The organism is Pseudomonas sp. KCJK8993 (genome assembly GCF_046230915.1).
In the GTDB taxonomy this organism is placed as follows: domain Bacteria; phylum Pseudomonadota; class Gammaproteobacteria; order Pseudomonadales; family Pseudomonadaceae; genus Aquipseudomonas; species Aquipseudomonas piscis.
Genome location: NZ_JBJJLO010000031.1, coordinates 28,810 through 51,193 on the forward strand (window position 1 = coordinate 28,810; position 22,384 = coordinate 51,193).

8 protein-coding genes are annotated in these 22,384 nt (G+C 67.1%); all 8 read left to right on the forward strand.

Translation table 11 applies throughout. The annotated features are described in order from the left end of the window. Nucleotides 1–5: 5 nt before the first annotated feature. The 8 genes from gspK to ACK6AU_RS12765 all read left to right on the forward strand — a co-directional run bounded on the left by gspK (nt 6) and on the right by ACK6AU_RS12765 (nt 22,356). Entirely contained in the window at nt 6–989 is a 984-nt protein-coding gene (gspK, locus tag ACK6AU_RS12730) for a type II secretion system minor pseudopilin GspK (protein WP_185698692.1), read from the forward strand. Beyond that, nucleotides 986–2,206 carry a type II secretion system protein GspL gene (gspL, locus tag ACK6AU_RS12735; RefSeq protein ID WP_409299514.1) on the forward strand — a complete coding sequence of 407 codons (1,221 nt, stop codon included), beginning with the start codon at nt 986–988 and terminating at the stop codon, nt 2,204–2,206. Before gspK ends, gspL begins: the two co-directional genes overlap by 4 nt. After that, nucleotides 2,199–2,765, forward strand: a complete 567-nt coding sequence (gene gspM / locus ACK6AU_RS12740; RefSeq protein ID WP_409299524.1) for a type II secretion system protein GspM — start codon at nt 2,199–2,201, stop codon at nt 2,763–2,765. Before gspL ends, gspM begins: the two co-directional genes overlap by 8 nt. Then, nucleotides 2,762–5,155 (forward strand): type II secretion system secretin GspD, encoded by a 2,394-nt coding sequence (gspD, locus tag ACK6AU_RS12745; protein ID WP_409299515.1) that lies wholly within the window; start codon nt 2,762–2,764, stop codon nt 5,153–5,155. Before gspM ends, gspD begins: the two co-directional genes overlap by 4 nt. A 67-nt stretch (nt 5,156–5,222) precedes the next feature. Further along, complete coding sequence (gspE, locus tag ACK6AU_RS12750) at nt 5,223–6,644, forward strand: type II secretion system ATPase GspE (RefSeq protein WP_409299516.1); 1,422 nt, start codon at nt 5,223–5,225, stop codon at nt 6,642–6,644. Next, the gene (gene gspF, locus ACK6AU_RS12755; protein WP_185698696.1) at nt 6,644–7,855 is read left to right on the forward strand and encodes a type II secretion system inner membrane protein GspF; all 1,212 of its coding nucleotides are present in this window, start codon (nt 6,644–6,646) and stop codon (nt 7,853–7,855) included. Before gspE ends, gspF begins: the two co-directional genes overlap by 1 nt. 517 nt (nt 7,856–8,372) lie before the next feature. Next, nucleotides 8,373–9,566: a substrate-binding domain-containing protein gene (locus ACK6AU_RS12760; protein ID WP_185698697.1), complete on the forward strand. Its 1,194-nt coding sequence runs from the start codon at nt 8,373–8,375 to the stop codon at nt 9,564–9,566. 265 nt (nt 9,567–9,831) lie between these two features. Further along, entirely contained in the window at nt 9,832–22,356 is a 12,525-nt protein-coding gene (locus ACK6AU_RS12765; protein WP_409299517.1) for a filamentous haemagglutinin family protein, read from the forward strand. The last annotated feature ends 28 nt before the right edge of the window (nt 22,357–22,384 follow it).

A 22,384-nucleotide genomic window follows, 5' to 3' on the forward strand; every position in this document is an offset into this window, starting at 1 on the left:
CGGCCATGAACAGCCGTTCGCCCAGTGTGGCAAAGCAGCGTGGCATGGCCATCATCAGCGCCTTGCTGATCGCCGCGGTGGTGGCGGTGATCGCCGCGGCGATGCTCACCCGCCAGACGTCCTTCATGCGCACGGTGGAGGCCGAGCAGGGGCGGGTGGTGGGCAGCGCGGTGTTGCAGGGTGGGCTGGAGTACAGCCGGCAACTGCTCTGGGATGCGCGCCAGCGCGATGTCCTGACGCGCCTCGACCAGCCCTGGGCGCGGCCCATCGGCGACCAGGCGCTGGGCGGGTTCAACGACTCCTTCCAGGGGCGCCTGCAAGACCAGCAAGGCAAGTTCAACCTGCGCAACCTGGTGTTCCAGGGGCAGGTGGATGCGGTGCAGTTGCAGGGGTTCGAACAGCTGTGCCAGCTGATCGGCATCGATTCGGCCCTGGGCCGGCGCATCAGCCAGCGGGTGATCGCTTCCTACCCCCAGCGCCTGGACAGCCCGGACAGTGCGGCCAAGGTCCGTGGCGCCTTCGACAGTGGTCGCCTGACCTCGCCCGGCGCCGAGGCACGGGTGCTGCCGGCCCGCCAGCCGATGCTGCGCAGCGTGGAAGAGCTGCGGGGGCTGCCGGGCATGAGCGAAGTCTTGCTGCTGCGCCTGGCGCAGCACGTCAGCATCTTGCCGGGCAATACCTGGGTCAACGGCAATACCGCCACCGCCGAGGTGTTGGCCGCGGTGGTGCCGGGCCTGGCGCTGTCGCGGGCCAGGGCCCTGGTGGTCGAGCGCGACGCCGGGCACTGGTTCATCAACCGGGGTGATTTCGTCAACCGCCTGCGCATGCCGGACGTGGCGGTGGAGCAAGTGCGGGTCGGCATCACCAGCGAATGGTTCCTGCTCCAGGGCCAGGCGCGCCGCGACCAGCGCCGGGTCAGCCTGCAAGCCCTGCTGCACCGTCCCGAGGACCGCATGCCCCAGGTGATCTGGTCGCGGGTGGGTGCATGAGCCGCTTGCGTATTGTCTTGCCCAGCCTGGCTGAGCTGGGCCAGGCCGGTTATCCCGTGCAGCACCCAGTGGATTTTGCCCGCCTGGATCGCCATGACCGGGTCGCTGCCAGCGGACGTTGCTCCCTGGAGCAACTGGGAGCCATGGGCAAAGGCGCCAAGCCACTGCCGGTGGAGTGTTTCCTGCACCCCCAGGACAGCCTGTTGACCAGCATCGAGTTGCCGCCACTGCCGCCGGCACGAATCAAGGCGGCGGTGGCTTGTGCCGCCCAGGCGCTGATCCTCGGTCCCGTCGAGCTCATGCATATAGCCCACGGCCCGCGCGAGGCCGATGGCCAAGTGGTATTGGGCTGGCTGGCGCTGGAGCAATTGCAGGCCCTGGGACGCTGGCTGGAACAGGCCGGCCTGAGGCTGCAGGGCTTGTATCCAGCCCCCTACGCCCTGGCGGTACCGGCGCCCGGACAACTGAACCTGTGTGCCGTGGATGGCTGGCTGGTCCTGCGCCATGACCTGGTGCTGGGCGGCGTTCAACCGCTGCTGCCGCAGGACGCGGAGGGCGCCTTGCCGGCCAGCCTGGAGCAACGGCGCGGTACGGCGGGCGAATTGGCCTGGATCGGTGACCCAGCGCCGGCGGGGATTGCCCGGCAGCCGGCCGAGCAACGCTGGAACGGCGCCGTCCCGGCCTGGAGCCTGCATGCCGGGGCGTTGCCCGGGCGTGTCGCGGCCAAGGGCTGGGGCCGGGCCCTGGGCTGCTGCGCCTTGGCGGTGGCGGTCTGGGTGCTGGGCCTGAACCTGTACGCCGCGCGTGAAGCCGACCAGGGGCAACGGCTCAAGGCCCAGATGATCCAAAGGGTGCGCCAGGCGTTCCCCGAATTGCCGGTGGTGCTCAATCCATTGCAACAGGCCCGCCAGCAACTGGAGGCCCGGCAGAGTGGCACGGCGGGGGAGCCGGCCCAAGGGTTTGCCAACCTGTTGCAACAGGCCGCCGGCGCCATGCCGTTCATGGTCGGCAGCGTCCAGAGCCTGACCTATGCCCAGGAGCGCCTGCAGCTGGAACTGTTGCCCGATGCACCGCGAGTCACCGATGACAGCTGGCAGGGCGCACTGACCCAGGCCGGCTACAGCGTCCAGCGCGAGGCCAATGGCCGGACCCTGGCTCCTGCTGGCGCGCGTTCGGCCGACGCCATGCAAACCCCGGAGGGCGACGATGATGAATAAAGCCCTGCTGGCGCCGTACCGGGCTCGCTGGAGCGCGCTGCGCACCCGCGCCCGGGCCTATTGGAGCAGCCTGGCCCTGCGCGAGAAGCGCTTGCTGGCCGGCACCACGGTCGGCCTGCTGGCCTTGCTGAGCTGGTCGCTGCTGATCCAGCCGGCCCTGCGCAAGATCGACTACTGGCAAGTCGAGACGCCCAAGCTGCGGTCCCAGGCCGAGGCCCTGGAAGTGCTGTTGCACGAAGTGGCGGCGGGCCCGGGCCAGGTGGCTGGGGCCGATCTGGAACAGGCCTTGCGCCAGACCCTGGACGGGGCTGGCCTCAAGGATCACTACCAATTGCAGCAGAGCGATGAAGCCGGCCTCGAGAGCTGGCGGTTGACCTTCGAGCAGGCCCCGGCGGATGCCGTGGTCGGCTGGTTGCTGGGCTCGCCCCGGCAGCTTTCGCTACAGGTGGTGGAGGCTCGCCTGCAACGCGCGGGCACGGCCGCCGCCGATGACTCGGCAGGCACACTGTCCGGGACCGTTCGCATGGATCAGGCGCAGGGCGCTAAGGAAGCTTCATGAAGTGGTCAGGTTCCAAATACGTGCGCCAGTGTCGCAAGGCCGCACCTTTCCTGCTGCTGGCGCTAGGGGCCTGCAGCACCACCCAGTCCACCCCGCCACAGCCGATGCTGGTGGACAGCGAACTGGGCCAGCCCCTGGCCGATACCCGGCGCGGCGGCGATGCCCTGGCCGACCGCCAGCGCCCGCAGGCGCAACAGGCCCAGCGGCCCAAGGTGCTGCATCCGGTGACCAACAGTCGCGCCCAGGCCACGCCGCGCAGCACCGGCGTGCCGCGCAACCCGCTGGGTGACCAGCCGGTGCAGCTGAACTTCGTCGAGGCCGACATCCAGGCGGTGGTGCGGGCCTTGTCCCGCTCCACCGGCCAGCAGTTCCTGGTCGATCCACGGGTCAAGGGCAACCTGACCCTGGTCAGCGAGGGCCAGGTGCCGGCGCACCAGGCCTACGACATGCTGCTGGCGGCGCTGCGCATGCAGGGCTTCAGCGTGGTGGACGTCGGCGGCGTGGCCCAGGTGGTGCCCGAGGCCGATGCCAAGCTGCTGGGCGGGCCGATCTACAGTGCCGACAAGCCGGCCGGCAACGGCATGCTGACCCGCACCTTCCGCCTGCAATACGAAAACGCGGTGAACCTGATTCCGGTACTGCGGCCGATCGTTTCGCCCAACAATCCGATCAACGCCTACCCGGGCAACAACACCATCGTGGTCACCGACTACGCCGAGAACCTGCAGCGGGTGGCGCAGATCATCAATGGCATCGACACCCCGAGCGCCATCGACACCGACGTGGTGGCGGTGCAGAACGGCATCGCCGTGGACATCGCCACCATGGTTTCCGAGCTGCTGGAAAACCAGGGCAGCGACCAGACCCAGAAGATCAGCGTGATCGGCGATCCGCGTTCCAACTCCATCATCATCCGCGCCGGCAGCCCCGAGCGCACCGAGCTGGCGCGTAACTTGATCTACAAGCTGGACAACGCCCAGAGCAACCCGAGCAACCTGCATGTGGTCTACCTGCGCAACGCCCAGGCCGGCAAGCTGGCCCAGGCCCTGCGTGGCCTGCTCACCGGGGAAAGCGACAGCGGCGGCAACGATGGCGCCCGGGCCATGCTCAGCGGCATGGGCGGCGGCACCAGCAGTGGCCAGGGCGGCAGCCAGGCCGGCAGCAGCACCAGCACCGCCGGCAATAGCAGCCTGGGCAACGGCAGCGGCGGCACCACCAAGGGTTACGGTCAGGGCGGCAGCAGTAGCAGCGGCCTGGGCAGCAATGGCCAGCAGGGCGAGCAGAACACCGCCTTCAGTGCCGGTGGCGTGACCATCCAGGCCGACGCCACCACCAACACCTTGCTGATCTCCGCACCTGATCCTCTTTATCGCAACCTGCGGGAAGTCATCGACCAACTGGACCAGCGCCGCGCCCAGGTGGTGATCGAGAGCTTGATCGTGGAGGTCAACGAAGACGATGCCAACGAATTCGGCGTGCAATGGCAAGCCGGCAACATGGCGGGACGGGGTGGTTTTGGCGGCGTCAACCTTGGCGGTAGCGGACTGGTGGGCAACCCGGGCAGCAAGACCAGCATCGACGTGCTGCCCAAGGGCCTGAATGTCGGTGTGGTCAACGGCACCGTGGACATCCCGGGGATCGGCAAGGTGCTGGACCTCAAGGTCCTGGCCCGGGCGCTCAAGAGCAAGGGCGGCTCCAACGTGCTGTCGACGCCGAACCTTCTGACCCTGGACAACGAGGCCGCGAGCATTTTCGTCGGCCAGACCATTCCCTTCGTCACCGGCAGCTATGTCACCGGCGGCGGTGGCAACAGCAACAACCCGTTCCAGACGGTGCAGCGCGAGGAAGTGGGGCTCAAGCTCAACGTGCGGCCGCAGATATCCGAGGGTGGCACGGTCAAGCTGGACATCTACCAGGAGGTCAGCAGCATCGATGCGCGGGCCTCGGTGGAAGCCGGCACCGTGACCCAGAAGCGCGCGATCGACACCAGCATCCTGCTCGACGACGGGCAGATCATGGTGCTCGGCGGCCTGCTGCAGGATGGCTATAGCCAGAGCAACGATGCGGTGCCGTGGCTGTCGAGCATCCCGGGGCTGGGAGCGCTGTTTCGCAACGAGAAGCGCAGCGTCAACAAGACCAACCTGATGGTGTTCCTGCGGCCCTACATCATTCGCGACAGCGGCGCGGGGCGCAGCATTACCCTCAACCGCTACGACTTCATGCGCCGGGCCCAGGGCCAGTTGCAGCCCGAGCACAGCTGGGCAATGCCGGACATGCCGCTGCCGCAACTGCCGCCGGCGGCCAAGGCGATTCCCGGGGCGCAACCGGTGTCGTTGCAGGACGCGCCCCAGGGCATCCGGGCCACCATCCGCGCGGTGCCTGTGCAATGAGCGGGGCGACAGGTTCGAGTCATGGCCTGCTTCGTGTAGGAATTCTTGGACGGATGGAGGTTTGGCGATGAGCGCCCAGCTCCCTTACGCCTGGGCCAAATCCCAGCGCCTCCTGCTGCGCCACGACGAGGAGGGCGCGGTGCTGCTGGTGTGCGCCTCGACCCCTGGCTGGTCCATCGCCGAGGCCCGACGCCAGTTCGGCCCGGCGCGCCTGGAACAGGTGCGCGACGACGAACTCGACGGCCTGCTGGCCACCGCCTATGCCGATACCGGCAGCGCCGCGGCAGTGGTGGGCGCGGCGGAGAACGAGGTGGACCTGGACCGGCTGATGCAGGACATGCCGGAGATCACCGACCTGCTGGATACCCAGGACGGCGCGCCGGTGATCCGCATGATCAACGCCTTGCTCACCCAGGCGGCACGGGACGAGGCCAGCGATATCCATATCGAACCCTACGAGACCCACTCGGTGGTGCGTTATCGAGTCGACGGCACCCTGCGTGACGTGGTTTCGCCGCGCAAGGCACTGCATGGCGCCCTGGTGTCGCGGATCAAGATCATGGCCCAGTTGGATATCGCCGAAAAACGCCTGCCCCAGGACGGTCGGATCGCCTTGCGCGTTGCCGGGCGGCCCATCGATATCCGCGTCTCCACGGTGCCCACCGGCCATGGCGAGCGGGTGGTGATGCGCTTGCTGGACAAGCAAGCCGGGCGCCTGCAACTGGAGACCCTGGGCATGGACCCGGCGCTGCTGGCCCGGCTCGACGGCCTGATCCGCCAGCCCCATGGCATCGTCCTGGTCACCGGCCCCACCGGCAGCGGCAAGACCACCAGCCTCTACGCGGCCCTGGCCCGGCTGGATGCCAGTACCAGCAACATCCTCACCGTGGAGGACCCGGTGGAGTACGACCTGCCGGGTATTAGCCAGATCCAGGTCAACGCCAAGATCGACATGACCTTCGCCCTGGCCCTGCGCGCCATCCTGCGCCAGGACCCGGACATCATCATGATCGGCGAGATCCGTGACCTGGAGACCGCGCAGATCGCGGTCCAGGCGTCTCTCACCGGGCACCTGGTGCTGGCTACCCTGCACACCAACGATGCGGTGTCGGCGGTCAACCGCCTGATCGATATGGGCGTGGAGCCGTTCCTCCTGGCCTCGTCGATGCTCGGCGTGCTGGCCCAGCGCCTGGTGCGGCGCCTGTGCAACCAGTGCAAGCAGCCCGACCCGGCCAACCCCGGCACCTGGCGTCCGGTGGGCTGCCCGGCCTGCAACCAGATCGGCTACAGCGGGCGTACCGGGATCCACGAGCTGTTCTGCATCGATGACGAGATCCGCAGCCTGATCCACCAGGGCGCCGATGAGCAGGCGTTGCGCGCTTCGGCCCGGCGCGCCGGGATGTTCAGCATGCGCGAGGACGGCGAGCGCTGGGTGCGCAGCGGTGCCACTGCGCCGGAAGAGATCCTTCGTGTGACACGGGACGCCTGATGAATCGCTATCGCTACGAAGCTGCCGACAGCCTCGGCAAGATCGAGTCCGGGCACCTGGAGGCCGACAGCCAGGGTGCGGCCTTCGCCACGTTGCGCAGCCGGGGCCTGACGGCCTTGCAGGTGCAACGGGACGGCAACCAGGGCGCGGCCGGGGCAGGGGGCATGTTCAGCCCGAAGCTCTCGGACAACGACCTGGCCTGGGCGACCCGCCAATTGGCCAGCTTGCTGGGGGCCAGCCTGCCCCTGGAGGCGGCCCTGAGTGCCACGGTAGAGCAGGCCGAGCGCAAGCACATCGCCCAGACCCTGAGCGCGGTGCGGGCCGATGTGCGCAGCGGCATGCGCCTGGCCGAGGCACTGGCGGCCCGGCCTCGGGACTTTCCGGAAATCTACCGGGCGCTGATCGCCGCCGGCGAGGAGTCCGGCGACCTGGCCCAGGTCATGGAGCGGCTGGCGGACTACATCGAGGAGCGCAATGGCCTGCGGGGCAAGATCCTCACGGCCTTCATCTATCCCGGGGTGGTGGGCCTGGTGTCCATCGGCATCGTGATTTTTCTCTTGAGCTACGTGGTGCCCCAGGTGGTCAGTGCTTTTTCCCAGGCCCGCCAGGACTTGCCGGGGCTGACCCTGGCGATGCTCGCCGCCAGCGATTTCATCCGCGCCTGGGGCGGCCTGTGCTTCGCCGTCCTGGTGGCCGGGTTCTGGGGCTGGCGGATCTACCTGCGCAACCCCCAGGCGCGCTTGAGCTGGCATGGCCGGATCCTGCGCCTGCCCCTGGTCGGGCGCTTCGTGCTGGGCCTGAACACCGCGCGTTTCGCCTCGACCCTGGCCATCCTCGGCGGCGCCGGCGTGCCGTTGCTGCGGGCCCTGGAGGCGGCGCGCCAGACCCTGTCCAACGACCGTTTGAGCCAGAGCGTCAGCGAGGCCACGGCCAAGGTCCGCGAGGGCGCCAACCTGGCGGCGGCGCTGCGGGTGGAGAAGGTCTTCCCGCCGCTGCTGATCCATCTGATCGCCAGCGGCGAGAAGACCGGTGCCTTGCCGCCGATGCTCGAACGGGCGGCGCAGACCTTGTCCAGCGACCTGGAGCGCCGGGCCATGGGCATGACCGCGCTGCTGGAGCCGCTGATGATCGTGGTCATGGGCGCGGTGGTGCTGGTGATCGTCATGGCGGTGCTGCTGCCGATCATCGAGATCAACCAGCTGGTGACTTGACCGGGGCGAGGGCGCTCGCACCGTCCGACCGTGGCCGGCAAACCGGTTGTGCTGATCTGCCGGCCATGGATGCCTGCCTGTTCCGAGGCATCAAGTTGCCCGGTACGAGCTTTCGCTCGCACCGCGAGGGCCGGGCCGGCAGATTCTTTTTTCAGGCTGCTCCCCGCGCTCCCGACCCTCTCGGCAGGCATCCTCGGGTTCCTCGTTCTGTCATGTTCCAGCCGCCCTCCCAGAGGCTACGGCGCTTGCCGGAAGATGCCGGCCCAGGCTGTGGAAACCTGGCTGTCACCTTGGGCGAAAGGGCCTTAAAAAAGCGCTGCGAACACCCGAGAATCTTTTGCAGTAACAGTCGGTTTCTCCCGAGCATTTTTCCTTTAACTGTCACCGGAAGCTGCGAACTTCTCTGTCCATGGCCTCACCCAACAAGCCCTCTGGATCAAGGCTTCTGGCCCGAGCGCCATGGCGTCATGCAAGAGCTATTCACCCAACGTACGAACACGACGAAAGGAGATTCTTCATGTTTAAGCGCAATGTTCTCGCGGCATCCCTGACCCTGGCTGCCCTGTGCTCGGCACAGGCCGCAATGGCCGACATCAACGGTGGTGGCGCTACCCTGCCACAACCGCTGTACCAGACCGCTGGCGTTCTGACCGCCGGTTTCGCTCCCTACATCGGCGTAGGCAGCGGCAACGGCAAGGCTGCCTTCCTGAACAACGACTACACCAAGTTCGTGGCCGGCACCACCGGCAAGAACGTGCACTGGGCCGGTAGCGATTCCAAACTCAGCGCCACTGAGCTGAGCAACTACGCCGCTGCCCACAACGCCGCCTGGGGTCCACTGATCCAGGTGCCTTCGGTGGCCACTTCGGTAGCCATTCCGTTCAACAAGGCTGGCTCCGCTGCCGTTGACCTGAGCGTCAACGAGCTGTGCGGCGTGTTCTCGGGTCGTGTCAACGACTGGAGCCAGATTTCCGGCTCCGGCCGCACTGGCGCCATCACCGTGGTCTACCGCAACGAGAGCAGCGGCACCACCGAGCTGTTCACCCGCTTCCTGAACGCCAAGTGCGCCGAAACCGGCACCTTCGCCGTGACCACCAACTTCGCTTCCAGCTACTCGGGCGGCCTGCCAGCCGGTGCCGTGGCCGCTGTAACCAGCCAAGGCGTGATGGACGCGCTGAACGCTGGCGACGGTCGCGTGACCTACATGAGCCCTGACTACGCCGCGCCAACCCTGGCTGGCCTGGATGACGCCACCAAGGTCGCTCGCGTCGGTAAAGACGTCGCCAAGAACATCGCTGGCGTCTCGCCTGCTCCAGCCAACGTGTCGGCTGCCATCAATGCTGTACCGGTGCCAACCGTTGACCTGAACAAGCCCAACAACTGGGTGCCGGTCTTCGCCGCCAGCGCTAACCCAAGCGATCCAAGCGTCGTGCCTTACCCCTCCACTGGCTACCCGATCCTGGGCTTCACCAACCTGATCTTCAGCCAGTGCTACGCCGATGCCACCCAGACCTCGCAAGTACGCACCTTCTTCGGTCGCCACTACGGCTCCAGCTCGCTGACCAACAACGACAACGCCATCAAGAACAACCGCTTCGTACCGCTGCCAGCTGCCTGGAAAACCGCCATTCGTGACAGCTTCGTCACGGCTTCCAGCGGCCTGAGCATCGGTAATGCCAGCGTCTGCAACGCCATCGGCCGTCCGCTGTAACTGACGCGTCCGATACCCGCAACACCCGGATCAGCAACGGTTTCGACCGTTGCTGATCTTTTCATTCCGGGCCGCCCAGCCCGTTCATCGCAGGGGCGGCACACCGTTCGGCGCCGACCGGCGAGCGTTACACCCAGAACATGAATTTTCCATGACAAGCGTTCGGTCGTGTCCTTCGACAACGGCCTATTCCTAAAGCAGTGACGCACGCCCTGGGCCGTACAGCGTCGCGCACCCTGGGCGTCATAACAAAGGATGAGTAGTAATGGTTCGCTGCAAACCACCGGTTAACCCCCCTGGCCTGGATTCCCAGGCGCCGATCCTGCGGCTCAAGCCCCTGGCCCAGGCCATCGCCCTGTTGTTGATGGCCGGCAGTGCCAATGCCGCCCCGGCGTTCAGTTCCGGCTGGTTCGCCGACAAGGGCGCCTCCCAGGCGGCCACTGCCGCGCGTACCAATGGCCAGGTGCCGGGCATGCCGCCTCCGCTGTCCCAGCAGGTGCGGGTCAACCAGCAATTGCAGCGTTCGCTGGGCAATCTCAACTCCACGGTGGCGGCCATCGCCGCACAACAGGCGGCCCAGGCGGCGGCCCGCCAGGCTGCGTTCGGCAGTGTCAGCAGCGTTCCCGATGGCCTCGGCCAGGGCGGGCTGAAGGTCGACAACAGCCTGACCCAGGGCTGGATCAACGCCAAGGGCCCGGTGCAGAGCCAAGCCGGCGGCAAGACCACGGTGACCATCGAGCAGACCGCCGACAAGGCCATCCTCAACTGGGAAACCTTCAACGTCGGGCGCAACACCACGGTGGATTTCCAGCAGCAGTCCAACTGGGCGCTGATGAACCGGATCAATGATCCCAATGGTCGGCCCAGCGAGATCCAGGGCCAGATCAAGGGCGCCGGCACGGTGATGATCATCAACCGCAACGGCGTGGTGTTCAGCGGCACCAGCCAGGTCAACGTGCGCAACCTGGTGGCGGCCGCAGCCACCATCACCGACGAGCAATTCAGCAAGCGTGGCCTGTATGTCGACGCCAACGGCAGCCAGCCGACCTTCACCGATGCCGCCGGCAAGGTCCTGGTCCAGGCTGGCGCCTCGATCCAGACCCATGCCCCGGCCACCTCCACCGATGCCGGTGGCTACGCCCTGCTGCTGGGCAGCGAGGTGGAGAACGCCGGGACCATCGTCACCGCCAAGGGCCAGACCACCCTGGCCGCCGGGGACAGTTTCTACATTCGCCGCGGAGTCGGGACCGAGGGCAACCAGCGTTCCACCACCCGCGGCAATGAAGTGGCCACCTCGCTCAAGCCGGGCAGCAGTGCCGGCAAGGTCAGCAACAATGGCCTGATCATGGCCTCCACCGGCGACATCACCCTGACCGGCCACCAAGTGCTGCAGAACGGCGTGGCGCTGGCCAGTACCTCGGTGGATACCCGGGGCACCATCCATTTGCTCAACTCCGCCAGCGACGGCAGCGGTAGCGTGACCCTGGGGCAGGGCAGCACTACCGCGATCCTGTTGGACAGCAGCGGCAGCGGCGCCCTGGATAGCCAGCGCAACAGCGGCTTGGGCAACCTCGACGGCACCCCGGCCAACCTGATCACCGGCCAGTTCAACAACCTCAGCAGCGTTGCCGACCGTACCGACCAGTCCCGGGTGGAGATCGTCAGTGGCGGTACCGTGGACTTCCAGAAGGGCTCCATCACCCTGGCCACCGGTGGCCAGGTAGCGGTCAGCGCCGGCCAGCGCAGCCTGGTGCGCGACGGCGCGGTGATCGACGTTGCCGGCGCCGTCGGGGTCAAGGTGGCGATGGAATCCAACAACATCAAGATCAACCTCCAGGGCAACGAGCAACGCGATTCGGCGGGTAATCGTGACGCCGGCAAGTTGATCAACAACGATGTGTGGGTCGACCTGCGCGAGCTGATCTTCGTGCCGGCGGGCACCAACGGTTATGCCAGCGACCGCTGGTACACCGCCGGCGGACTGTTGGAAGTGGGCGGTTACCTGGGCACCCAGCGGCACAACATCGGTGAGTGGATGGCCCAGGGCGGGACCCTGACCTTCACCGGCAAGGATGTGGTGACCCAGTCCGGCGCCCAGTTGAACCTGTCCGGCGGTACCGTGGACGTGCAAGGCGGCTATATCCAGCAGACCTGGCTCAAGGGCGTGGACGGGCGCCTGTACGAACTGTCCCGGGCTCCAGGGGACCTGCTCTATACCGGGATCTACAAAGGCTATGTGGACAGCAGCCCGCGCTGGGGGCGCACCGATTACTACTACAACCCGCTGATCGCCCAGCAGCAGCGCTACGAGGCGGGCTACACGGTGGGCCGTGATGCCGGCAAGCTGGTGATCGGCACCGGCAACGCGGTGCTCGAAGGGCAACTGGTCAGCGATGTGTTCAAGGGCGACCGGCAGGTCCAGGCGCCCAAGCCCAACCTCGATGGCTACCAGCAATCGCACAAGGCGGCAGCCCAGCGCGCCCAGTTGATCATCGGCAACTACACGCCGATCTATAACAAGACCAGCGGTGTCCTGCGCCATGCCTTGAGCCCCACCGTGGACCAGGTGCTGATCGCCGCCAACCAGCAGAAGATCGCCGACGGCCTGGACCTGGACAGCGCCTTGCCCGCCGATCGCCAGGGGCGGCTGGTACTCGACAGCGACCAGCTCAATGGCCTGCAACTGGGGGCGATCAAGGTCGGTGCCCGGCAGCGGATCCAGGTCGATGGCGCGCTGACGGTGGCCGATGGAGGGGACATCACGCTGTTCGGTCCCCAGGTCAAGATCAACGCCAACCTCGCTGCCCACGGCGGCAGTATCAATGCCGGCAACGTGCTGAGCCAGGTGGACGCGAACCGCAATTTCGCGGTGGGCGACGTGATCCTTGCCCCCACTGGCGGCGTCCAGGCCCGGGTCGATGTCACCCGCGGGGTCAAGCTGGATGTGTCGGGGCGTTGGAACAACCTGGCCCTCGATCCGCTGAACAACGGCGGCGTGGCGTTCAGCAACGGCGGCAAGGTGTCGCTGCGCAGCAGTGGCGACCTCAACCTGGCCAAGGGCAGCCTGGTGGATGCCGGCTCCGGCGGCACCATCGGATTCGATGGCAAGCTCAGCGGTGGCAAGGGGGGCGATGTGACCCTGGCGGCCGATGGCAAGCTGGATCTCGACGCAGAGCTGCGCGGCCATGGGCTCAACGGCGGCGGCACCCTGGCCCTGCAGGCGCACAAGGTGCTGATCGGTGCGCGGGATGTGGCGCCGCAGCCCGGCACCCTGCAGTTGGCGGGGGACTTCTTCGACAAGGGCTTCTCAGCCTACGACATCACCGGCAACGAAGGACTGGTGGTCGCCGAGAACGCCAGGGTCGACGTCAAGATGCCGGTCTATCGCCTCGGCTCCCAGGCTGGCAACGCCGGCACCGGCAGCGATCCGGCCAGCATCCTGGAGCCCTGGCTGCCGGATCTGTACCAGCAGGATGCGACCAAAGGCGTGCTGACCCAGCGCCGTGGCGCCGGGCTGGCCCTGACCGCCGGCAACCAGTACTCCAGCGGCGCGCAACTGGCGACCACGGCGCTGAACGTGGGCCAGGGCGCGGTGATCAATGTCGATCCGGGGCAAGCCATCAACTTGCGCAGCGTCGGCCAGTTGACCATGAACGGCACCCTCAATGCCTGGGGCGGCAGCGTCAGCCTCGCTGGCCTCACCGTGGCCAGTTCCGAGGCAGCCAACGCTGCCGGCCACGGACGCTCGATCTGGGTCGGCGAGCAGGCGCTGATCGATGTCGCGGCCCGGGCAGTGAGCGCCGTGGACAATCGTGGGCGCAGCTATGGCCAGGTGCGCAACGGCGGCAACATCAGCATCGGTGGCGAGATCGACCTGGCCACCGGCATCGCCAAGGCCAGTGACCTGTTCGTGGTGGTGCGCGACGGTGCGCGGCTGGATGCATCCGGCACCCAGGCCGCCCTGGACATTCCCGGACAAGGGCGGGTGCAGGTCGCCAGCAATGGCGGCAGCATCGGCTTCGCCTCCAACAACGGCCTGTACCTGGACGGCAGTTTCGTCGCTCGGGCCGGCGGTGCCGGTGCGGCGGGCGGTAGTTTGTCCGTGGCCCTGGAGAGCCCGTACTACGCCAAGAGCGCGGTGACCGACCGGGTGCTCAAGGCCCGCGAACTGGTCGTCAGCCAGACTCACCAGGCCAATGTCCTGCCCGAATCCCCCGACGCTGCGGGCTCAGCCCTTGAGTATGGCCATGGCGGCCTCGGCGTGGACCAAGTGACAGCCGGCGGCTTTGGCAACCTGGCCTTGCTGAGCAACGGCCTGTTGAGCTTCGATGGCGATGTGTCGCTGAACATGGGGCAGAGCCTGCGCCTGTACAGTGGCGCCCTGGGCCTGGCGGAAACCGCCGCGGCCAATACCCGGGTCAACCTGTCGGCGCCTTACCTGTTGCTGGCGGGCATCCTCGCGCCGCCGGAGGCCAAGGACCAGTATGTGCATCCGGTGGTCTCCATCGGCAGGCCGTCGGAGCGCGCCACCCAGGCATTGTTCAACGCCGATGGCCGCCTGATCGATGTGCGCGGCAACGTGATGTTCGGCAGCAAGGGCGACCTGCGCCAGGCCAACGACAGCCTGGTGAATATCGAACGGCGGGGCTTCGATCATGTCCGGCTCGATAGCCAGGGCGATCTGCGCTTCCTCGCCGGCGCTGGCGCCGATGTGATCGCCAAGGGCATCAGCACCCAGCTGCTGACCCAGGGCGACATGACCCTGCGCGCAGCGCAGTTGTATCCGGGGACCGAGGTCGGGGCCCGGGTGATTGCCGGCTACAAGTACGATTACGCAGGCCTCGCATTCGATCCGAGCCGGACCCTGACCATTGCGCGCAATGGCAACGCTGACTCGGCCGTGCCGTACTCGGTCTTCGGCCGCCTGCAGCTGGGTGCCGCCAATATCAAGCAGGGCGGTGTGGTGCGCGCGCCCCTGGGCCTGATCGAGATCGGCAACCTGGGTAGCAGCAAGGTCGAATTGCTGCCCGGCAGCCTGACCTCGGTCAGCGGCAAGGGCCTGGTGTTGCCCTATGGCGGTACCGTCGATGGCCAGGTCTACAAGTACAACGGCAAGACCGTGAACTTCGTGGGCCAGGGTGGTTTGGTCAATGAAAACAGCGAGCTGAGTGTCGGCGTGATCCTGGGCGGCAAGTCGGTGAAGGTACAGCAAGGGGCGACCCTGGACCTGTCCGGCGGCGGCGAGTTGCTGGGCGCGGGTTTCATCTCCGGGCGTGGCGGTTCCACCGATGCCCGCTACAGCCCGCTGGTGCAGATCGGTGCCAATGGCGTCCTGGTCTTGCCGGGCCTGGCGAGCAATCCGATCTACGCCATCGTTCCCGGCGCCCAACCCGGCTACGCGCCGGTGGCGCCGGAGGGCGGCGCGGTAGATCCGCTGATCGGCCAGCAGGTGACCATCGGCGCCGGAGTGCCCGGCTTGGCGGCGGGTACCTATACCCTGATGCCATCCACCTATGCCCTGCTGCCAGGGGCCTTTCGCGTGGAGATCAACGGCCTGGCGGGACTTGGCAGCGAGGGCTCGGCCCAGCTGATGCGCAATGGTTCCTGGAGCACCGCCGGGCGCCTGTCCATCGCCAACACCGGGATCGGCAACAGCGTCGCCAGCCAGTTGATCCTGACCTCGGCCGACACCCTGCGCCGTTATTCGCAGTACAACGAGACCAGCTACGCACAATTCGCCATGGCCGATGCGGCCAAGCTCGGCGTGCCGCGGCCCTTGCTGCCGGTGGACGCCAAGACCCTGAAACTGGCGCTGGAAGCCGGCGCCGGAAGCGACGCGTTCTCTTTCCAGGGCACAGGCCGCTTCGAGGCTGCGACGGGGGGCTTTGGCGGTACCGTTTCGGTATTGAACAGGGGCAGCGGTAGCGGTATCGAAGTGGTGAAGGCCGGGCAATCGGCCACCGACGGCTTTACCGGAGTCACCCTGGATGCCGACAGTCTCAATGCCCTGGGCGCCGGGCGCCTGATGCTCGGCGGCCTGACCCTGGTCAAGTATGGGCAGAGCGGTAACCTCATCACCCTGGCCGAGGGCACCAATACCAGCAATGGCTCGATCATCCTGCGCCAAGGGGCGGCCCTGGCGGCGCCGGAGGTGTTCCTGGTGGCCAACACCGGCGAGATCCTGGTAGAGCAGGGGGCTTCGATCAACACCATCGGTCGTGGCAAGGCCAGTTATGACGCGCGGGACGGTTTCACCTATCAGGTAGGCAATATGCTGGCGGTGTCCAATGGCTTGCTCAATGTGGTGAGCGCGCCTGCGGCCCAGCAGCCCAGTGGCGGTATCCGGGTGGGTAGCTGCGGCACTCGCCTGTGCACCGGACAGACCGCGCTGTACTCCGAGGGCAGCATCGTTGCCCTGACCGACAAGACCTTCGAGCTGGGGGACCAGGTGCGCTATGGCACCCGGCACCTGAACCTGGGCTTGAGCAGCATCAATGTGGGCAGCCCCGAAGCCCTGGCCGCCGCGGCCGCGGGTAATCGCCTGCCGGCCGGCATGACCCTGACCCAGCAAGTGCTGGATCGGCTGTTGCGCGGCGATACCCAGTTCGGCGCCCCGGCCCTGGAAACCCTGCAACTCTCGGCCCGGGACAGCTTCAACTTCTATGGCAGCGCGGGCCTGGATACCTACGATCCGGTGACCGGCAAATCGTTGCTGAGCAACCTCATGCTCTCGACTCCGGCCCTCTACGGTTCCGGTGGCGCCCATGACGTGGCCAGCATCCATACCGCCAACCTGATCTGGCAGGGGGCCACGAGCCCGGCCGGGACAGTGGTGGCCGGCGGTGCCGGCACCGGTAGCGGGCGCCTGGAGATCAATGCCGAGCGCATCGAGTTCGGCTACGGCGCCTTCGCCCAGCCGAGCACCACCAAGACTTTCGATCGCCTGGCCCTGGGGTTCGCCAACGTCAATCTCAACGCCAGCCAGCGCATCACTGCCAACCACAAGGGCAGCCTCGCGGTGTACCAGAGCCAGGGCGGCTACGACCCACTCAAGGGTTTTGCCTACAGCGGTGGCAACTTGACTATCCGCACGCCGTTGATGACCGGCGAAGCCGGTTCGGTGAACCGCATCACGGCTGGTGGCGCCATCGATATCGGCGCCACGGCCGGCAGTCGCGGCCAGGCCAATGGCCAGGGCGCCGAGTTGTCCTTGAGCGGCGACAGCATCCGCCTGGCCAGCGCGGTGGTCCTGCCCAGCGGCAAGGTGTCCCTGGAGGCCCGTGGCGATGTGCAGTTGACCGATGCCGCGCTGATCGATGTGGCCGGGCGCGGCATGGCCTTCAACGACCTGACCCGCTACGGCGTCGGCGGCGAGGTGTTGCTCCAGAGCCGCGCCGGCAATGTACTGCAGGCGGCGGGTTCGAGCATCGACCTGTCGGCGCAGAGCAACCAGGCCGGCAAGTTGCGCGCCGTGGCCCTGGACAGTGGCGCGGGGCTGGTGGACCTGGCGGGCAAGATCCTTGGCGCCAGCAGTGGTTCTTACGATGCCGGCGGCACCCGGGTGCCGTACCTGGGCGGCACGGTGGAAATCCAGGCCCAGCGCCTGGGTGGCAGCGGTACCCTGGACGAGCAGTTCGCCGCTCTCAACCAGCGCCTGAACCAGGGCCAGGTGTATGGCGCACGCAGCTTCCAGCTCAAGCAGGGCGACCTGACCATCGGCGATGGCCTGAAGGCCAACAGCATCAACGTCTCCCTGGATAACGGCCGGTTGCGGGTCAACGGCCTGGTGGACGCCAGTGGCGAGCGGGTCGGCAGCATCAACCTGGCGGCTGGCAATGGCCTGGTCCTGGACTCCGGCGCGGTGCTCGATGCCCATGGCAGCAAGTTGCGGGTGGACAGCTACGGCAAGATCATCGATGCGCCCAACCGCGCCACCGTGGTCCTGGATTCCGGCAAGGGCCAGTTGACCCTGGCCGAGGGCGCGCGCATCGACCTGCGCCATGGCACGGAGGTGGCGGCCGGTGGCGCTGCGGGACAGAACGATGGCCGTAGCCATGGCACCCTGGAGCTCAATGCCCCACGGCTATTCAGGCCCGACGGCAGCAGCGACGATATCGCCATCGATGCCCGGGGCCGCCTGGATATCCAGGGCGCGCGCTCGATCGCGGTCAACGGCATGGTCAGCTATGACGATGCGCCGCAGAAGAACGATGCCGCCAGCGGCCGTCCTTATCAGGAAATCACCCAGGACTACCTGGACCAGAAGCACCAGCTGAGCACCGCCTTCATCAACGCCGCCCTGCAGAACAGCGACCTGATGCAGAACAAGCTGGCCGGGCTGAACAACGCCGGTTATGCCGACGCCTTCCACCTGCGCCCCGGGGTCCAGATCGTCAGCAAGACCCCTGACGGCGACCTGGTGGTGCAGGGCGACCTGGACCTGTCCGGCTACCGCTATGCCAGCGTCAACCCCCACAGCCAGAAGACTTCGGTGTATGGCTCGGGCGAGGTCGGCGCCCTGGTGCTGCGCGCCGGTGGCGAACTGAGTATCTACGGCAGCATCAACGATGGCTTCGCCCCGCCACCGCAGACCGTGGACGACAAGGGCTGGGTGCTGTTGCCGGGCGTGGACTTCACCGGTGGCAACATCATCGTGCCGGGCACCGGGGTGACCCTGGCCGATGGCACCCGCTTCCCCACCGGCGCGACCCTCAACTATGACTTGCCGATCAAGGGCCTGACCCTGGCGGCGGGCACTCGCTTGCCGGTGACCGCGATCCTCGACCAGAGCCTGGTCCTGCCGGCCGGTACCGTGCTGGCGGCGGCCATACGTGATGCCGCCGGCAACCTGCTGTTCGCCGCCGGAACCCTGCTCGGCGAGGCCCAGACCCTGGCCGTTGGCACTCAACTGGAGGCCGGCAGCCTGCTGGCCCAGAACACCCGGGTCAAGGCCATGACCTGGCCCAAGGGCGTGGCCTTGCCCAGCCTGGCTGGCGACCTGGTGCTGCTCGATGGCAACAAGCCATTACCCAAGGGCGCGCTGATTCCAGCAGGCACCAACGTCAAGTTGCCGACGGGCGTCGAGTCGGTGCAATTACGTCCGGAAGTGGCCGGGCGCCAGGGCAAGCTCTGGGCCATCGCGCCGATGCTGGCCGAGGGCTCGCAGTCCTGGTCCCTGCGCCTGGTAGCCGGGGGCGACACCGAGGCCGCCGACAGCCGCATCCTGCAGGCCAATCCGCGCCATGGCGACCTGCATCTGGCCGACAGCCACTACGGCATGTACGCCAACGAGTTGCCGGCCAAGGGGGGGTTTACCTGGACGGCCGCAGTGGTCCAGGCATTGGCCGAAAACGGAGTGTTCGTCAAGGAAGGCGATCCGGTGGACCAGAAGGTGCTTGATGACCTGGACCTGGGCACCATCGCTGAGTTTTGTGGCGCGACTCCGGAATTCTGCGCGATGAAGACCACCTATGTCTGGACCCAGGCCGCCGTGGACGAACTGGCCCTGGCGGGCATCGAGGTCAAGCTGGGAGCGGTGATCGACGAGAAATTCATTCAGGACCTCGGAATGCCTTCGGTGGAGGCCCTGTGTAGCGAAACGCCCACCTTCTGCCTGGCGCAGAGCGCCAAGGAATATGAAGCCAAGCCGTCCAGCACCCGCTTCAGCGTGATCCGTACCGGTACCGGCGACCTGGAACTGCTCAGCGCCGGCAACCTGAGCATGGACTCGCTGTATGGGGTCTATACCGCCGGCACCTCTTCCATCGCGACCCGTGCCGGTGATCCCTACAACCAACCTCGGGGCCTGGGCAGCGGTGGCACGGTACTGAATGATCCGGGCAGCTACTTCGAACAGTTCGTCAACGGCAGTACCACCAGCCTCTACCGAGCCTGGTATCCAGAGGCGGGAGGCAACCTGCGGGTCGATGTCGGCGGCGACTTGACCGGCAATATCACCGGCGTGGCGAGCAACCCATGGCCCAATCCCAAGGACAAGGGCTGGGACTCGGCCGAGGTGGGCAGCTGGCTGTGGCGCCAGGGCAGTGCGAACGTCGATACCGGCGGCTCTGCGCAACCTACGGCCTGGTGGATCAACTTCGGTACCTATACGGCGGGAGCCGCCGACAAGCTGATGGGGTTCACCGGGTTCGGTACCCTGGGCGGCGGCAACCTGCAGATGAATGTCGCTGGCGATGCCGGGATCCTGGCCCCGGCTGCCAGTTCGTCCGCTGGCATGGGACCACGCAGCCAGGGCCTGGTATTGGCGGTAGGCAGCACCGGCAGGGTCACCAGCGATGGCAGCCTGCAACTGACCGGTGGTGGCGACCTGCAGGTACGTATCGCCGGGGCCCTGAACCCGCTTGCCAGCACCAGCAGCGATCACCTGGGCGGCATGCTGGTCAACCTGCGGGGTGATACCGCGCTGCAGAGCGCTTCCCAGGGCAGTATCGACCTGCTGTATGGTGGCGCCGCAAAAGATCACAACCCCAACGAGACTCGGGCCTTCGACCCGTTGCGTGCCACTCGCAGCCTGGCCCAGGGCGGCATGACCCTGGTACCCGGGGACGCCACGTTCCAGTTGCAATCGCGTGGCGACCTGGTGGTACAGAGCGTCGAGGATCCGGGGCGGGTCCGCCAGTTCAATACCGCGCCCTTCAGTCGTGGCGGGCAGCAGGGCACTGGACAGAGCTGGTTCACCTTGTGGACCGACACCACAGGTATCGATCTGTTGGCCCTGGGTGGCAACCTGACGCCGTTTACCAGTGCCCTTAGCATGACCGACCTGGCGGCAGTCTATCCCTCGATTCTGCGGGCCACGGCTGCCAGCGGCAGCCTCTACTATGGCAAGGCCGCCGCGCCAGAGCGTGAGGACGTGAACTACCGCTATCCGCTGCTGTTGGCGCCGGGCGCCAAGGGGCAGCTGCAGTTCCTCGCCCAGGACTCGATCCAGGCCGGTGGTCTGGTCGTCAGCCAGTCTGGCGCCGCCGCCAGTTCGATGGCCACTCCCTGGCGTCCGGCCTTCGTTGGCCGGGTCGGCGATGCCGTAGTGGCCAGCAACCTTTCGGCCAGCGGCAATCCGGCTACGTCCACCTTGCCTTTGTTCGCCTTCGGCTCTGGCAGTGTCGCCGGGCTGGTTGACGGGGCTGCGGACCCGGCACGGTTCTATGCGGTTAATGGCGATCTGGTGGGGGTCAGCAGTGGCCGGATCATCAGCTTTGGCAGCGGGGCGAGCGATCTGCATACCGGGCAGACCTGGTACGAAGGCAGCCGCCCGGTCTGGATGATGGCGGGGCGCGACATCGTGGGTGGCGGGCAGCTCTTTGGTGAGCGTAACCCGGGTGATAGTTCTTCATCGCAAGGCAACCTGCTTATCCATAACAATCCCAGCGATATCTCCATCGTCAGGGCCGGGCGCGACATTCTCTACAGCAGCTTCAACGTCGCCGGCCCCGGTACTCTGGAGCTGACGGCGGGGCGCAACCTCCTGATGGACGACAAGGTCAGCGTCACCAGCCTCGGCGCCGTGGCGCCGGGGGATAGTCGCCCTGGGGCGAGCATCGTGATGCAGGCCGGGGTCGGCGCCAGCGGGCCGGATTACCGGCGCTTCGTCGAGGCTTATCTCAACCCGGACAACCTGGCCGGCAACGGCGAATCCCTGGCGGGCAAGCGGGTGGCCAAGACCTACGAGAACGAGCTGGTGGGCTGGCTGGCCGGGCGCTTCGGTTTTGTTGGCGGTGCCGCCGAGGCCCGGGCCTATTACGCGGCCTTGCCGGCGGAACAGCAGCGGGTATTCGCCCGTGATGTGTATTTTGCCGAACTCAAGGCCGCCGGCCGCGAGTACAACCAGGAGGGTGGGGTGCGCCAGGGCAGCTACGCCCGGGGCCGGGCGGCGATCGCCGCGTTGTTCCCGCAGACCGACGTGGCCGGCAACCCGATCACCTACAAGGGCGATATCACCCTGTTCGGGGGCTCGGGGGTGCGGACCAACTTCGGCGGCGGCATCCAGATGCTGACCCCCGGTGGCAGCCAGACCTTCGGTATCGAAGGCGACGCGCCGCCGGCCTCGGCGGGGATCATCACCCAGGGGGCGGGAGACATCCAGCTGTACTCCCTGGGCAGCATCCTGCTGGGCCAGAGCCGGATCATGACCACCTTCGGCGGGGCCATCATGGGCTGGTCGGCCCAGGGCGACATCAACGCCGGCCGGGGTTCCAAGACCACCGTGGTCTACACCCCGCCCAAGCGGGTCTACGACAACTGGGGCAACGTCAGCCTGGCGCCATCGGTGCCTAGCACCGGTGCGGGGATCGCCACCCTGGCACCCATTCCCGAGGTGCCGTCGGGCGACATCGACCTGATCGCGCCCCTGGGCACCATCGATGCCGGCGAGGCCGGGATCCGGGTCTCGGGCAACGTCAACATCGCCGCCCTGCGGGTCGTCAACGCGGCGAACATCCAGACCCAGGGCAAGTCCTCCGGGGTTCCGGTAGCCGCGGTGGTCAATACCAGCGCCATGACCTCGGCCAGTGCCGCGGGTTCGGCGGCTTCCCAAGCCGCGCAAGATGCGGCGCGCAACCAGCAGGCGGCGTCCAGGCAGGGCCAGGCGTCCATCGTCACCGTGGAGGTACTGGGTTTCGGTTCCGAGCAGGTGCAGCGTCCACACGAGGAAGCCAGCCAGGCCCCGGTCTACAACCCCGACAGCCCGGTGCAGGTACTGGGCGCCGGCCCGCTCAATGAGCAGGCGCGGGCTCGCCTCACCGAAGAGGAGCGCAAGCAACTGACGCTATAAGGTTCTCTCGTGGTAGCAACGCTTTGGG